Below are 14,379 nucleotides of genomic sequence, written 5' to 3'. Positions count from 1 at the left end.
CAGTTCCAAACCTTCTCTCCATTCCACATTCACTCAAGTGCTAAAGATCCAAAAAAGCGACTGGGCCGTAAACGGGGGATACCCCCCGGGCCCAGCCGCTCTTTATGGTTAGTATACCCATGAAAGCGATGATAAGGACTAGTTTAAGGACAAAGATTGAGAAAACCATGCCCCAATGCCTTTTTCGTCTATACCTTAGAACGCTAAATATGAGTACTACTAAACGTTTGTCTTATGCGTTTTGACCGTGGCAATTCTTGTACTTCTTGCCGCTTCCGCAAGGGCAAAGATCATTACGGCCAGTCACAGCCTCAACATGAACCGGACGTTTCTCAACAGGTTCGCTGTTTGTAGAGATCTTGTCTTCATCAATAACGGATTGACGTTCCTGATTCGCCTCGATGTGAGCCTTCATAATATAAGTAGCTACTTCTTCTTGAATCGTAGCAGTCATAGTATTAAACATCTCAAAGCCTTCGAATTGATATTCACGAAGTGGATCCGTACCACCGTAAGCACGCAAGTGAATCCCTTGACGTAATTGATCCATTGCATCAATATGATCCATCCATTTGCTATCTACGGAACGAAGCACGATTACCTTCTCGAATTCACGTACGAGTTCTGAACCCAGACGTTCTTCACGTGCAGCATATTTCTCAAGCACACGTTCGAAAATAAACTCGATGATCTCCTCAGCTTCCTTACCCCATAGAATATCACGGGTCAAAGCACCTTCTTCAAGCAGCTTGCTGTTTACGTAATCAGCAACTTCTTGCAGTTCCCAGTTCTCAGGAATATCATCGCTGCAGTGTGCTAGAACGATACGCTCAATTACTGGCTTGATCATTTCAAGCACGACATCTTTAATATTATCAGACTCCAGAATCTCACGGCGTTGTTTATAAATAATTTCACGCTGCTGATTCATCACGTCATCATATTGCAATACGACTTTACGGATATCAAAGTTATTACCTTCAACACGTTTCTGAGCAGATTCAACCGCACGTGTGATCATGCGGCTCTCAATCGGCTGATCTTCCTCGAATCCGAGACGATCCATCATAGTCAGAACGTTGTCAGCGCCAAAACGCTTCATAAGCTCATCGCCAAGCGACAAGTAGAATTGTGTAGAACCAGGGTCACCTTGACGACCCGCACGACCGCGCAGCTGGTTATCAATCCGGCGCGATTCATGACGCTCTGTACCAATGATATGCAGACCTCCAAGATCTGTCACACCTTCACCCAGAACGATGTCCGTACCACGTCCAGCCATGTTGGTAGCAATCGTAACTGTACCTGGCTGACCTGCATGGGTAATGATTTCTGCTTCCGCAGCGTGATGCTTCGCGTTAAGCACTTGGTGTCTAACGCCTTTGCGCTTCAGCATTTCAGATACGAGCTCTGAATTCTCGATCGAAACTGTACCAACCAGTACCGGCTGGTTCTTTTTGTGACGTTCTACAATTTCTTCCACAACAGCCTTGAACTTACCGTTCTCACTCTTGTAGACAACATCTGGCATATCTACGCGCTGATTTGGTTTGTTCGTAGGTACTTGAAGAACTTCAAGACCATAAATCTTCTTGAACTCCTCTTCCTCAGTCTTCGCTGTACCTGTCATACCACCCAGTTTGCGATACATACGGAAGTAGTTCTGGAATGTGATTGTTGCAAGAGTCATACTCTCATTCTGTACTTCGATTTCTTCCTTCGCTTCAATCGCTTGGTGCAGCCCATCGCTATATCGACGACCTGACATTAGACGTCCTGTAAATTCATCAACAATAACGACCTCACCCTCGTTTACAACGTAATCTACGTCACGACGCATAATTACATTTGCTTTTAGGGCTTGGACGATATGGTGATTCAATGTTACATGACTGTGATCATACAAGTTTTCAATACCAAAAGCGCGCTCAGCAGTAGCCACACCTTTTTCAGTCAAGGCTACAGACTTCACCTTAATATCAACTGTGTAGTCTTCTTCAGCCTTAAGCTTTTTCACAAAACGGTCTGCTGAAAAATACAATTCTGTAGACTTCTCAGCTTGTCCGGAAATAATAAGAGGTGTACGTGCTTCATCAATAAGAATAGAGTCCACTTCATCAATAATACAGAAATACAGAGGGCGCTGAACCATTTGCTCTTTATAAAGCACCATGTTGTCACGCAAATAATCAAAACCAAATTCGTTGTTTGTGCCATACGTAATATCGCAGGCATAAGCAGCTTGTTTATCAGCATGGTCCATACCGCTCAGGTTAACCCCAACCGTCATGCCCAGGAAGTTATAGATTTGTGCCATTTGTGCGCTGTCGCGCTGAGCCAAATAGTCATTGACCGTTACTACGTGTACGCCTTTACCTAGCAAAGCATTCAAATACACTGGCAATGTACCTACTAGTGTCTTACCTTCACCAGTCTTCATCTCGGAGATTCGGCCTTCATGCAGAGCCATACCACCAATTAACTGCACATCAAAATGCCGCATACCAAGTGTCCGCTTGGAAGCTTCACGTACGGTTGCAAATGCCTCAGGAAGAATTTCTTCCAGAGTTTCGCCTTTTTCAATACGGGCACGGAATTCTGCTGTCTTAGCTTGTAACTGTTCGTCAGATAGCTTTACAAATTCCGGTTCCAATCCATTAATTACATCGACTGTCTTCATGAGACGTTTAACGTCACGATCGTTGGTGTCTCCGAATATTTTCTTTACAAGTCCTAGCATGGTTAACCCCTTTCATGCAACACAGATGGTGGAACCGAGCCCATCCTCACAAAATTGAAAGGGCCATTTATAAATTCGATTCCGCTGCTTCATAAATTGTAACAGTTTGTAAGAGATGCCGCAATACAAGGTGTATCAGCCACATTTTTCAAATATAGTCGCTTATACGCACAAGAGCCCTATTCGCTGCAAGCGAATAGGGGCTCGGTTTAAATTTCTTAGGTTCTGACTAACTCTCGAGGCCCTTTATACTTAGAGCATAACTGGCATCATTGTATCTTAGCCCTGTTCAATCAGTCCATATTTACCATCATCACGTTTGTAAACTACGCTTACTTCCGAGGTGTCGATATTGGAAAACACAAAGAAATTATGTCCTACCATGTTCATTTGAAGAATTGCTTCTTCCACATCCATCGGCTTCATTGTAAAGCGTTTGTTCCGCACAACTTCTAAATCATCATAATCTTGTTCTTCTACAGCAACAGCGGTACTAGCTCCATCCACAAACAGCGTCTTCAGTCCCTCTTGACGGAACTTACGATTGATCTTTGTTTTGTGTTTGCGAATTTGACGTTCCAGCTTGTCCACAACGGCATCTATGGAAGCATACATGTCATCGCTGCGATCTTCCGCACGAAGCGTCACGCCAGCAAGCGGAATGGTTACTTCCACCGTATGAAGGCCGCGAACTACGCCAAGCGTCACAGACCCTTCAGAGGTAGGGGGTGCTTCGAAATACTTCTCAAGTTTGCTGAGCTTCTTATCAACATACTCTCTCAAAGCGTCGGTCACGTCAATTTGTTGACCTCGAATGGTGAATTGCATGGCCACTCCTCCTTTAGTTACACCTTCATTATACCAAATTGTTAAGGCTAAGTAAAAAGTAATTCCTTACAGCCCTTACAATTAGATAACAAATATTGTCCTTGTGTTCACAAATAAAACAAGTCCGGTAAGAGCAACTATTCGCCTCACCGGACCAAGAGTAAACCTGACGTTATTATAGTACGAATTCCATTCTTATATTCCCAAACTGAGATAGCATAAGATTAAGTTACTTGGTATGAATTTGAATGATTTCGACAGGTGACAATTCTGTACTTGATCCTGTAATAAGGTATACCTTATAGGCAGTATTGGCTGTCAATCCAGTCAAAGTATGCGTATGTTTTACACCAGGAGCGAACGTAAGCGTGTCCGTCCATGGAGCAGTCAATACTGTACCAGCACTATTCTGCCCTAAAGAAATTTGTGTTGCGCTAGGTGCTTTTTCATTTGCCGGCAATACTACATATTTTACCGGTGTTGGAGCGCCACCAGTCACGCCATATTTAACATACACATCTGCTGTAACTGTACCTACTTGTCCTGGTTCAAAAAGCGTAATCGAGTTTGCAGTTGCCTGAGCAGTAGTTAATCGGACGGTAGTTACATCAGAAAGATTACCTGAAGCATCAGCTACCGCAATATAAGTTGCATACTCCGTACCAGGATTCAATCCGTAAACCGAGAATGTAACCTTTGTCTTAGCTACAGTAGCAGCGCTACCATGATACACGCCTGCAGTTCCGTCACTAAGTTGTCCTTTTTCTACTTGCAGGGCACTTGGTACACTTACATTGGTAGTATAAGGAGCTACAACATAGTACACAGCACCCGTTACGGAAGGAGTTAGGTACACATCAGCTGTTACCGAACCAACGTTACCATAGGTTGCCCCAGAAACGGTTGGTTTTGATTCATTTCCTCCACCGTTATCGCCGCCAGATCCACCACCACTTCCGCCACCAGTACTACCACCTGGAGTAGCTGTTGGCGTTGGAGTAGCTGTTGGAGTCGGAGTAGCCGTTGGCGTTGGGGTAGGTACTACTCCACCACCTGTACCGCTACCTGGATAATAGATGACTGAGGTATTGATGATACCTACAGCCTCTGCACGTGTTAACGATCTCTTAGGACCGAAGGTTCCATCCGGATAACCGTTAATAATCTTTTTATCCGCTGCAGCGGCTACTGCACCTTTTGCCCATGCTGCAATTTGTGCATTGTCTTTAAATTTGCTAGTAGTGCTATTGGTGCTCAATTTAAGTAATTTCGCAGCCATTACTGCTGCCTCTTGTCTTGTGAGCGGACTATTAGGACGGAACGTATTGTCCTCGTATCCTCCGATATAGCCAGCTTCCACGGCTTTAGCCACTTCACTGTAGTTCCAGTTTGTGCTTTTCATATCTTTAAAGCTTACAGTTGCTTTTTCTTTAAAACCGAACAGGCGATTTACCAGAGTCACATACTCTCCACGTGTAATTGCCTTGTTTGGTTTAACTGTACCATCTGGGTATCCTCCAAGGTATCCACTATCTAACCATTCCTGTAGCTGAGCTTGGGCCCAGTGACCTTGAATATCCTTAGGTACGGAGGCGGCAGATACGCTGCCAAGAGATCCTAATAACATACTAACTCCTAAAACTCCGGTCATAAGACCGCGCAACTTCTTTTTCATCCTGCTAATCATCCTCCTAAAAGTTTTGATAGCGTAGGCTATATGAATCTCTTCTCGGAAGTATTGGCCTAGGCTAACATAGTGTGCGTCGAGGTAAGATAAACAGCTCAACGTATACCTATTACCCACATTTCGAAGAGTTCTAACATTTTCCATATTATAAATTTACAAAGTACGCTATTTTCTTTCTATTAACAGCATTGATAGAGGCTTATGAGAGCACAAATTATCCCCACAAAGTGGAGCTTTACTTCGATGTATACTCAGGTACTTTGCGGGGGCCCCAAGCACACAAAAAAAGGATCTTGGGAGAATTCCCAAGATCCTTGCTAGCGCTGTCTAAATTGCTAACCATCTACTTATATGTAGGTCGGCTTAGCCGTATGATTATAATTTGATTACGTTAGCTGCTTGTGGTCCGCGTGCACCTTCAACGATATCGAACTCTACGGATTGGCCTTCATCCAAAGTCTTGAAACCGTCAGTTTGAATCGCGGAAAAGTGTACGAATACGTCGCCACCGTCTGCAGTCTCGATAAAACCATAACCTTTTTCTGCGTTAAACCATTTTACTTTACCTTCCATTGATTAAACATTCCCTTCGTCATCAGATGAACGTGAGTCTTGCTCACAAATCGACTATACCACCGTAACTTCTTCATTGTCAATTGGAAAAGTAAATGTTTACATGCAATAATTTACCACGTAAAATAGGACGTTTAATTTACCATAATTAAGAAAATAGTTTTGGTGTAAGGATAAAAAAAGAGCAGACGGTATTTAATACCCGTCTACTCCTATAGTGAAACACCGAAATGAATTATTTTCTGCGATCCATTAGAAAACTATCCGGGGTGTAAGCAGCCTCGTATGCGCTACGCTGTACTTTAGCCTGATTGCGCTTCTGCAACCAGTCTTGGGCTTCCAAACGAAGAGCGTTCATTCTATCTAAAATCACATGATCGTATTCCAAAATTCGATTAATTTCTTGTTTTTGTGCGGACGTCGACTTACAAATTTCGGCTTGTTCTGCAATAGAATCGACAAGCTCCTGACGATCCTCGACAAAAAGCTCTAACTCCTCATAGGTAGTCTCTTGAAGACGGTTTACGATGCTCCGGGTGAGTTGATCTAAACTCAGGATTAATTCATCCATGAGCACTTTCAGCCTGTCCTTGGCCTGCAGCGAGTTTGGATGCTTGAAGCCAAGTTTCCCGAAGTTCTGTAAGGTAGCCGATAGCCTCTTCCGCTTTTTCTGGGCTCTTGCGGATGTTAGCTTCAATTAATAGATGATTTGTATATTCGTAAAGTGAATAAAGATTATTAGAGATTTCATAGGAGTAGTCCAATGTACTCATTAACTCACTAACTATAGATTGTGCTTTACCAAAATTAAGACTTGTCTTCTCATAGTCCTGTTTACTGAGTCCATCCAGTGCTGTTCTCACGAAGCGAATAGCTCCATCGTACAACATAATTACTAGTTGTGCAGGTGTTGAGGTTTGAACAGAAGACTGACGGTATTTCTCATACGGAGATGTAATCAATAATCTCACCCTCTATTTTATAAATTTCTTAGCTGGATGTGGGGAAAAGACTGGAAGACTGTGCCTGTAATTTATTCATTGCCGTTTCCATTGCTGAGAACTGCTTGTAATAGCGTGTTTCGGCATTATTTAGCATGGTTAACATATCGCTTATACGAGTGTTATAATTTTTGAGCTTCTTCCCCATAACACTTTCTTCTTTGAAGGTACTGGTAAGATCAGTCGAGTACTTGTTAGTACCTACCCTCGAGACTAGTGCATCCAGTGTGTTATTGACTTTACTAGCTAACTTGTCAAATACCCCTGTAGTGGAGGCGCTGGCTGGGCCCTGGAGTAGATCCATAACCCCTTGAGCATCGTTGGCAAGAGCCTTTTTCAAAGCAGTCTCATCTAACTTCAGTTTTCCTCCCTCAAAGTAAGATCCGGTAGTCACCCCGATAGAGCTCAAGGCACCGATCTGGTTCGAAATAACCCCACGCAAAGAGGATACTGCTTCTCTTAATATATCATCGTTTTTCAAAAGTCCGCTTTTGGCTTTTTCCGTCCAAGTCGTGATATCTGCCTCTTTCATTGCTGACTTTTGTTCATCAGACAATGGTGCAAAATCGCGGTACTTCTCTTCAGCTATTTTATCGTTCAACAATTTCAACAAACTGTTGTAATCTTCAACAAATCCTTTTATTGCATCTACAGCTTTTTGAGGGTCTGATTGAGTTTTGATTGTAATAGGCTTATCCGTTCCTGTTGATGGATTCACCTCAGGATCGGTCTGGGTGGATGTTGTAGCCAATAATGTCAGTTGGACCCCGTTAATCAAGAAACTATTACTATCTTTTTTTATCATCGTATCATTAACAAATACAATAGCATCCATGCCAGGTTTAACATCTTTACCAGTGTATTGTTTAATGCCTTTAAAAGCCTCAAATAAATTATTACTACCATCAACTGATTCAATAGATAAGGCACCTTTACTTCCAAAAGTCTTAGATGAAATAATCAGCTTCCCAGTGACTTCATCAAAACTCGCGATAGCGTTAGCTTTAGTGTTACCATTAATCGTTGCAATAACAGTAGAAATCTCTGTCGCTCCTGTAAAAGAAAAAGTTTGCTCATTGATCTTCAAACTATATTTCTCTGCCTTATCAGCATCCGTAATCTCAACATTTGAACCGTTAGTCTTTGCCTTAGCTAGTGAAGAAGCTGTAGTTAAACCAGAACCTGCACCATTTGATTCAATTGTAGCCTTGGTAGCCAGCTGAGTAATACTTACTTTCATATCAATTCCGTTAGCAGTTGCTGTAGCTTCAACGGTTAGCGCTTCCGTATTACCGCTTGTAACAGCCTTATTGGCATTCAAGGCTGAGTTAACGCCATATTTGTCAGTAAGTTTATTTGTACGAAAATCAACCAACTTACTATTAATTTCGCGATAACTGTCTCTAGTCCAGTTAAGGATCTGTTTCTGTTGATTAAGCTTATCTAAGGGGACACGCTTAGCGGTCATCATACTCTTTACCATGCTATCGATATCCATCCCTGAAAATCCATTTACACGTGTAACCAAAACAGCACCTCCTACTCCTAAATTTTCTCGTCTACAAGTATTCCGGCAATTTCCATCATCTTAGCTACGAGATCCAGAGTTTTCTCTGGGGGAACTTCGCGAATGAGTTCACCGGTATCCTTATTAAGCACCTTGACCATAATGTCATGCGTCTTCTCGTGGATGCTGATCTGCAGTGTAGTTTGGGGTCCCTGTAGAGATTTCACCGCCCGTTCAATGGTACGAATGAGTTGTTCTTCCGCAACAGACACATTTACGCCCTGCTTCTCTCTCAAACTCATATCCTTAGCATTTCGGATAGGCGTTTCTTGATTTATGGATGACACCGATGCAGTACTGGACTTTGCTTCAGATACACCCTGTACACTTGTTACGGAACTAGCAGAACTAGCAGAACTAGCAGAAAGAGAAAACTGTACATTCATAAAGCCCGACCTCCACCAACGCTCATTTTATACTCTTTATATCGGTTAGATTCAGGGATAATTTAGGACTTAAGAAAGATAAACCTGAAAAAATCCCGGGAATTGCGAAGTTTTATTAATAATCACAAATATTCAAAAAAAAGAACCTTGGAAAAAATCCAAGGTTCTTTCTGTAAAGCTATAAAGTTAATTTTTAAATTAACGAAGCAATTGAAGAACGCCTTGTGGTTGTTGGTTAGCTTGAGCCAACATAGCTTGAGCAGCTTGAGCAAGGATGTTGTTCTTAGTTTGTGACATCATTTCTTTTGCCATGTCTACGTCACGGATACGAGATTCAGCAGCAGTCAAGTTCTCGGAAGAAGTTCCCAAGTTATTGATTGTATGTTCCAGACGGTTTTGGTTTGCACCTAATTTCGCACGTTCGCCGGAAACTTTATCAATAGCTGATTGGATCTTTGTAATTGCATTTGCTGCATCCTCATGAGTTGTTACATCAAGAGCCTGTTCAGTAGTTGTATTGTTTGTACCATCAGTTACAGCAAGTTTATCAGTCGTACCTGCAGTAGTAATACCCAACGCGGATGCTCTCATGTCAGCAACATCAAGAGTCAAGCTTTGGTTTTGGTTTGCACCAATCTGGAACTTCATACTCTTAGCATCGTCAGCTACTACTGCAGCTTTTGCTGCTACACCTTTTGTTACTGTTTCAAGTAGGGTACCGCCACCAATAGTTGGAGTATGATCTGCTTCTGCACCTGCTTTTTGGGTTATGATCAATTTGCCAGCATCCCCACCTGTACCCGCAGTAACAGTGTACTTAGCACCCAGCGTTGCATCTGCATTAATTGATGTAATCAGCCCAGCAAGATCAGCAGATCCAGCAGCAATGGTTGTACCATCGATTGTGAATGCTGCTGTCGGATCTACTACGCCCGCTTTAAATACACCCGCTACTGCGTCTACCTTGGCAGAACCAGCTCCGTTTTTATCGCCATTCAATAGTTTTTGAGTATTGAACTCAGTGGTGTTACCGATACGGTTGATTTCAGAAGTTAGTGAGTTAATCTCTTTCTGAATTTCTCCACGGTCAGTTTCTGTGTTAGTACCGTTTGCCGATTGGTTTGCAAGTTCACGCATACGTTGCAGGATGCTGTGTGTCTCATTCAATGCACCCTCAGCTGTTTGAATCAAAGAGATGCCATCTTGAGCGTTACGGGAAGCTTGGTCAAGACCACGAATTTGCCCACGCATTTTTTCGGAGATCGCGAGACCAGCAGCGTCATCGCCAGCACGGTTGATTCTCATGCCAGAAGACAGTTTCTCGATGTTTTTGCTAGTGTTAGCAGTGTTAATGGATAATTGACGATGAGTATTTAAGGCTGTTACGTTGTGATTGATAATCATTAGATATTTCCTCCCTGAAATTGAGTTAGTTCCACATCCATGTGGTAAACGCCGAACCATTAAGGTCGGCCGCCCTGCCGGATCAGCGTCTACTACATATATCGACGGTATGTATCCAAGTGTTTAGAGCAAATTGAAGTTTTTTTGAAATTCCTTGAATAAATCTCTTAAATCAAATAAAAAACCTGAGTCTGCATTCGTGCAGTCCCAGATTCTGAATTCAGTATATACGTTATAACCATTAATCGTTATTATTCACTTTGCGAAGTTGATGGATCAGTGCCTTCAGATCAGACTGCTGTGGAGCAACGGATTCGCGGTTAGATTCTTGTATAGAAAGATATACTTCTTTGCGAAAAATATCGACATGCTTCGGTGCAGAAATACCAACCTTTACCGTATCACCTTCCACACTTAAGATCGTCAGCTCTATCTGATCTTGGATGACGATGGACTCCCCTTTTTTTCGAGAAAGCACAAGCATATCATCCACCATCCTTTCCATCGATAACCGACTGCACCTGCAGCAAGCTATGCTTTGTATGATAAGGTGCTTTATGAAGAACGATCTGTTTAGCTAAACGAGCAGTAGGATTCAATACAATAGGAGCCAGAAGATTAATTGTCGAATGTTCGATTTGTTCCTTTAGCGTGATAATACAACGAACGACAATCCCATCATTTATGCTTAATTCTTCAGCTTCATCATCCGGCAACTCAAACTCATAGGACAGATAAAAAACAAATGGATCTCCTAACAGAAAGGATAGACCCCTATTTCTAACAGATTGTAGATAGCAAAAAGGCGTCTCCTCCATCGCAATCAAAGCAAAATCGGTTTCTTCATCAAAGCCAGGTAGTCCTTTCGGAAAATGATATATTTGCATTTCATCTACTTCCAGTTTGCCCCAAGATAGTGTTTCTATAATCAAGTTATTCACTCCTCAAAAGTTTCGCTTCGCAAAACTAACATCTTATGAAAATCCCACCACATTATATATAGCACAAAAGCTATAGAGGCGCTTTCTGGCACATCTATAGCTTAAAAAGCTACGTTTGAACATTCAATTCTGGTGGAATAAACTGAATAGAAGCATATTGCTGCATATATATATTTAACTTTCCACGGGTATATTCAATTTCTGGATTACGTCTTTCCACCTGAATGTTCACTCTCGCGGCTCGAAAATCGATTTGTGGGGCTCTCGTTTCGATGTGAATGTCCACATTGTCGTATGATGCTGGGCCTCGAATCTCAGGAAAAGAATTTGGTTCGGTATCCATACCGTAAACTTCTGCAATTGTATTACCAGGTCTAAAAAACTGAGCCATCCGATTCCCTTGCTCGACCTTTCTGGCAATTCCCTGAAGATATAACTGTTGAATGCCGGAATAAATCCGTTTATTCATATCCAGCATTTTCCCACCGTTATAAGCCTCCCAAGCACGGGATTGATCAATAGTAAGCTCCGGTCTAGTAGATTGAACAGTTAATTCACCTGCAGTAGTCGTTATATTAACCTCAGCTTTAGGCTGAGTGATCGAATAAGTGCCCGGATCAGCATCAATACCAATCACAGCAGGCGTCTGACGGATTTGCAATATCGGTTGTAGCAACGAGAACCACCTCCGTTATCTGATAAAGTCTACGAGAGTTGTGGAAATAATCTTTGCACCCACAGACAAGGATGCATTATAGATATTCTCTTGAATCTTAGAGTTCATAATCAAACCTTCATAATCGGCATCTTCAGTCTTAGCCTGTAAGTCCGTTAAGTTAATATTCAAATCACTAAGCCGATCCTGCATTAATTCTACACGGTTGGTTTTGGCCCCTATTTCAGAGCGTGCCGTCAGAATTTTTTCCATCCTTGTATCAATTAAACCAAGTTGTGCCGATATTCCTTTGGAATCACCCGATTTCAAGGCAACTGATAATTGATTAATGATTGCAAACAAATTATCCGCATCCCCAGTATTACCGAATACGTCATTACCAGTCGTACTAATAGGCATACGCACATCTTCACCTACAATAAACTGAATCTGCCCGGTATCTGTTGTAATCGGCTTAGATACATCATATGTACCATCTGCACCTTTAGCGAACTCATAAGGTTTCGTGTTGTACTGCTCACCATTAAAAATGTATTTACCATTCAACGTACTATTTGCAATATCCACAAGTTGGTCTTTTAACTGCATCACTTCGGCATTAATACTGTCCAGTGCTGACTGTGGATTAGTCCCTGTCGCAGCTTGTACAGACAGTTCACGAATCTTCTGAACAACATCTCCAGCTTGTCCTAGGACTGTATCATTATAATCTAGCCATGAAAGAGCACTATCTACATTCTTGGTATATTGCTCGTTAGATGAAAGCTCCGCACGATAACGCAGGGAATACGTAATTCCTACCGGATCATCGGAAGGCTTGTTGATTTTTTGTCCGCTTGAAAGCTGTAATTGTGTGTCGTTCATTGTACGTGCATTGCGGTTTAGGTTAAGCAGAAGCTGTGAATTCATCATGTTAGAGGTTACTCTCAACATACGCTATATCTCCTTTTATCTGCCGACTGTGCCGGTGGAATTAATCAATTTGTCGAGCAGTTCATCAAAAGTAGTCATAAAACGCGCTGCGGCACTATAAGCATGCTGAAAAACTAGCATATTCGACATTTCCTCATCCAGAGATACTCCGCTAACAGATTGACGACGGGAGTTAACCTGCTCAACCAGATAATCTGAGTTGTCCGTTTGACGCGCTGCCTCCTGCGATTGAATACCCAATTGGCCAACCATGGAGCCTAGAAGCCCGCCCACAGTATTGCTAACTTTACCGTCCGGCGTAGTGAATTTACTATCCTTGAGGTTCGTCAATAAAAGAGCCAAGGTGTTATTTCCTTTAACAACCTGCGTGTTGCCAGCTGCATCAACAGTTGTACGTAGCGAGGTTGCGAATAAGCTAACATCTGCAGCAATTTCCGGATTCAACTTGATCGTTCCAGCATCACCAGAGGTTACAAAGAAGTCACGACCAGCGCTTCCATCCATCGCATAACCTAACTTGTGGAGTCCGTTCAAGCCTTTGACAATGGTTTTAGCGTCCTCATACATCGTTGCTCCCTTAGGCATTGCCTGACCAGCGGCCAAAGTAACTACGGTGCCATCTGCTTGCTTAATCTTGGCATCATTAGTCAACACCGTACCTTCAGGAAGATTAGAACCTGCCGGTATTGTAATCTCAACGTCACCAGTAGCAATCGTACTAGCCATATCGTTGAGTTGTTTTTTGTAGTCGGTAACATAAGTGTTTTTGGAGAAAATCATTCCGTAAGCCTCGCCGCCCTTCAAGGTTCCAGCGGCATAAGCATTATTAAGAAATGCACTATCTACGGTTGCAGTAACTTCTCCACCCTCTACCAGTGGCTGTCCACCCAGAGAAACGTTATAACCAGCTTCTGTCTCCACGACGGTAATATTAGCAATCTTGGATAGCTTGTCTGCCATCAGATCGCGTTGATCGCGTAAATCATTTGCCTGATCGCCCATACCTTCGATCTTATAGATCGATTTATTCAAGTCTGCGATAGCGGTTAGATAACCCTGAGCCTCTTTTGCTTTAACTTCAATATTAGTAGTTAGATCCCGTTCAAGATTATCTAATTGCGTGCTCATATAATTCATGGCATCAGTCAAAGATTGTGCAGTTTGTACTACAATCTTACGAGCAGTAGGATCCTCAGGGTTTTTACTAAGGTCAGACCATGATTTCCAGAAGTTATCTAGAACGGTACGAATACCTGTATCCGATGGTTCGTTAACAATCGCTTCTAGTTTAGAGAGGGTATCTGCTTGAAGCTTCCAGTTTCCAAATGCAGAATTTTCACCACGGTACTGATCATCCAGAAACATTTCCCGAATCCGATCGATAGATGAGAATTCCACCCCTGTACCCATTTGACCAGGAACGGTAGATTTATTAAATCCGTACGCTTCAATAGGTAAAGCAGCCTTCATATTTACACGTTGACGAGTATAACCCTCGGTATTCGCATTTGCGATATTGTGTCCAGTCGTATTAAGAGCTGCGGTCTGAGTAAAAAGGCTGCGTCTCGCCGTCTCTATCGAGTGAAAAGTGGATGTCATGCTGCTTACTCCTCCTTATGTTCTGCTCTGACAGAACACTTCAT

The 14,379-nt window shown here is 42.4% G+C and carries 14 protein-coding genes; all 14 read right to left on the bottom strand.

The window, feature by feature from the left end:
• Positions 1 to 232 precede the first annotated feature (232 nt).
• The 14 genes from secA to flgK all read right to left on the bottom strand — a co-directional run bounded on the left by secA (position 233) and on the right by flgK (position 14,335).
• A complete protein-coding gene (gene secA / locus ACFWMP_RS22890; RefSeq protein ID WP_042192370.1) occupies positions 233 to 2,740 on the bottom strand; it encodes a preprotein translocase subunit SecA in 2,508 nt (835 codons plus the stop codon).
• 279 nt (positions 2,741 to 3,019) lie between these two features.
• Positions 3,020 to 3,568, bottom strand: coding sequence for a ribosome hibernation-promoting factor, HPF/YfiA family (gene hpf, locus ACFWMP_RS22885; RefSeq protein ID WP_042131328.1), 549 nt, complete (start codon positions 3,566 to 3,568; stop codon positions 3,020 to 3,022).
• Positions 3,569 to 3,797: 229 nt separating this feature from the next.
• Positions 3,798 to 5,243, bottom strand: coding sequence for an S-layer homology domain-containing protein (locus ACFWMP_RS22880; RefSeq protein WP_379424761.1), 1,446 nt, complete (start codon positions 5,241 to 5,243; stop codon positions 3,798 to 3,800).
• 387 nt (positions 5,244 to 5,630) lie between these two features.
• The gene (locus ACFWMP_RS22875; RefSeq protein WP_019915069.1) at positions 5,631 to 5,828 is read right to left on the bottom strand and encodes a cold shock domain-containing protein; all 198 of its coding nucleotides are present in this window, start codon (positions 5,826 to 5,828) and stop codon (positions 5,631 to 5,633) included.
• 235 nt (positions 5,829 to 6,063) lie between these two features.
• The gene (gene fliT, locus ACFWMP_RS22870; RefSeq protein WP_379424820.1) at positions 6,064 to 6,399 is read right to left on the bottom strand and encodes a flagellar protein FliT; all 336 of its coding nucleotides are present in this window, start codon (positions 6,397 to 6,399) and stop codon (positions 6,064 to 6,066) included.
• The gene (gene fliS / locus ACFWMP_RS22865) at positions 6,392 to 6,790 is read right to left on the bottom strand and encodes a flagellar export chaperone FliS (RefSeq protein WP_379424760.1); all 399 of its coding nucleotides are present in this window, start codon (positions 6,788 to 6,790) and stop codon (positions 6,392 to 6,394) included. The genes fliT and fliS overlap by 8 nt, the downstream gene beginning before the upstream one ends.
• A gap of 28 nt (positions 6,791 to 6,818) precedes the next feature.
• On the bottom strand, positions 6,819 to 8,357 hold the full coding sequence (fliD, locus tag ACFWMP_RS22860) for a flagellar filament capping protein FliD (RefSeq protein ID WP_379424759.1): 1,539 nt from the start codon (positions 8,355 to 8,357) through the stop codon (positions 6,819 to 6,821).
• Between the two features lie 17 nt (positions 8,358 to 8,374).
• A complete protein-coding gene (locus tag ACFWMP_RS22855; protein ID WP_379424758.1) occupies positions 8,375 to 8,782 on the bottom strand; it encodes a flagellar protein FlaG in 408 nt (135 codons plus the stop codon).
• A 198-nt stretch (positions 8,783 to 8,980) separates the two neighbouring features.
• Positions 8,981 to 10,186 carry a flagellin N-terminal helical domain-containing protein gene (locus ACFWMP_RS22850; RefSeq protein WP_076297901.1) on the bottom strand — a complete coding sequence of 402 codons (1,206 nt, stop codon included), beginning with the start codon at positions 10,184 to 10,186 and terminating at the stop codon, positions 8,981 to 8,983.
• Positions 10,187 to 10,427: 241 nt separating this feature from the next.
• Entirely contained in the window at positions 10,428 to 10,670 is a 243-nt protein-coding gene (gene csrA, locus ACFWMP_RS22845; protein ID WP_076297902.1) for a carbon storage regulator CsrA, read from the bottom strand.
• A 1-nt stretch (position 10,671) separates the two neighbouring features.
• Positions 10,672 to 11,127 carry a flagellar assembly protein FliW gene (fliW, locus tag ACFWMP_RS22840; RefSeq protein ID WP_379424757.1) on the bottom strand — a complete coding sequence of 152 codons (456 nt, stop codon included), beginning with the start codon at positions 11,125 to 11,127 and terminating at the stop codon, positions 10,672 to 10,674.
• A gap of 109 nt (positions 11,128 to 11,236) precedes the next feature.
• Positions 11,237 to 11,803 (bottom strand): DUF6470 family protein, encoded by a 567-nt coding sequence (locus tag ACFWMP_RS22835; protein ID WP_379424756.1) that lies wholly within the window; start codon positions 11,801 to 11,803, stop codon positions 11,237 to 11,239.
• Positions 11,804 to 11,818: 15 nt separating this feature from the next.
• Positions 11,819 to 12,736: a flagellar hook-associated protein FlgL gene (gene flgL, locus ACFWMP_RS22830; RefSeq protein ID WP_379424755.1), complete on the bottom strand. Its 918-nt coding sequence runs from the start codon at positions 12,734 to 12,736 to the stop codon at positions 11,819 to 11,821.
• Between the two features lie 15 nt (positions 12,737 to 12,751).
• Positions 12,752 to 14,335: a flagellar hook-associated protein FlgK gene (gene flgK, locus ACFWMP_RS22825; RefSeq protein WP_379424754.1), complete on the bottom strand. Its 1,584-nt coding sequence runs from the start codon at positions 14,333 to 14,335 to the stop codon at positions 12,752 to 12,754.
• Positions 14,336 to 14,379 lie beyond the last annotated feature (44 nt).

It is taken from the genome of Paenibacillus sp. NPDC058367 (assembly GCF_042723305.1).
GTDB lineage: Bacteria > Bacillota > Bacilli > Paenibacillales > Paenibacillaceae > Paenibacillus_AQ.
Note: the sequence above shows the minus strand (reverse complement) of the source record. Positions and strands in the feature narration are given on the sequence as shown.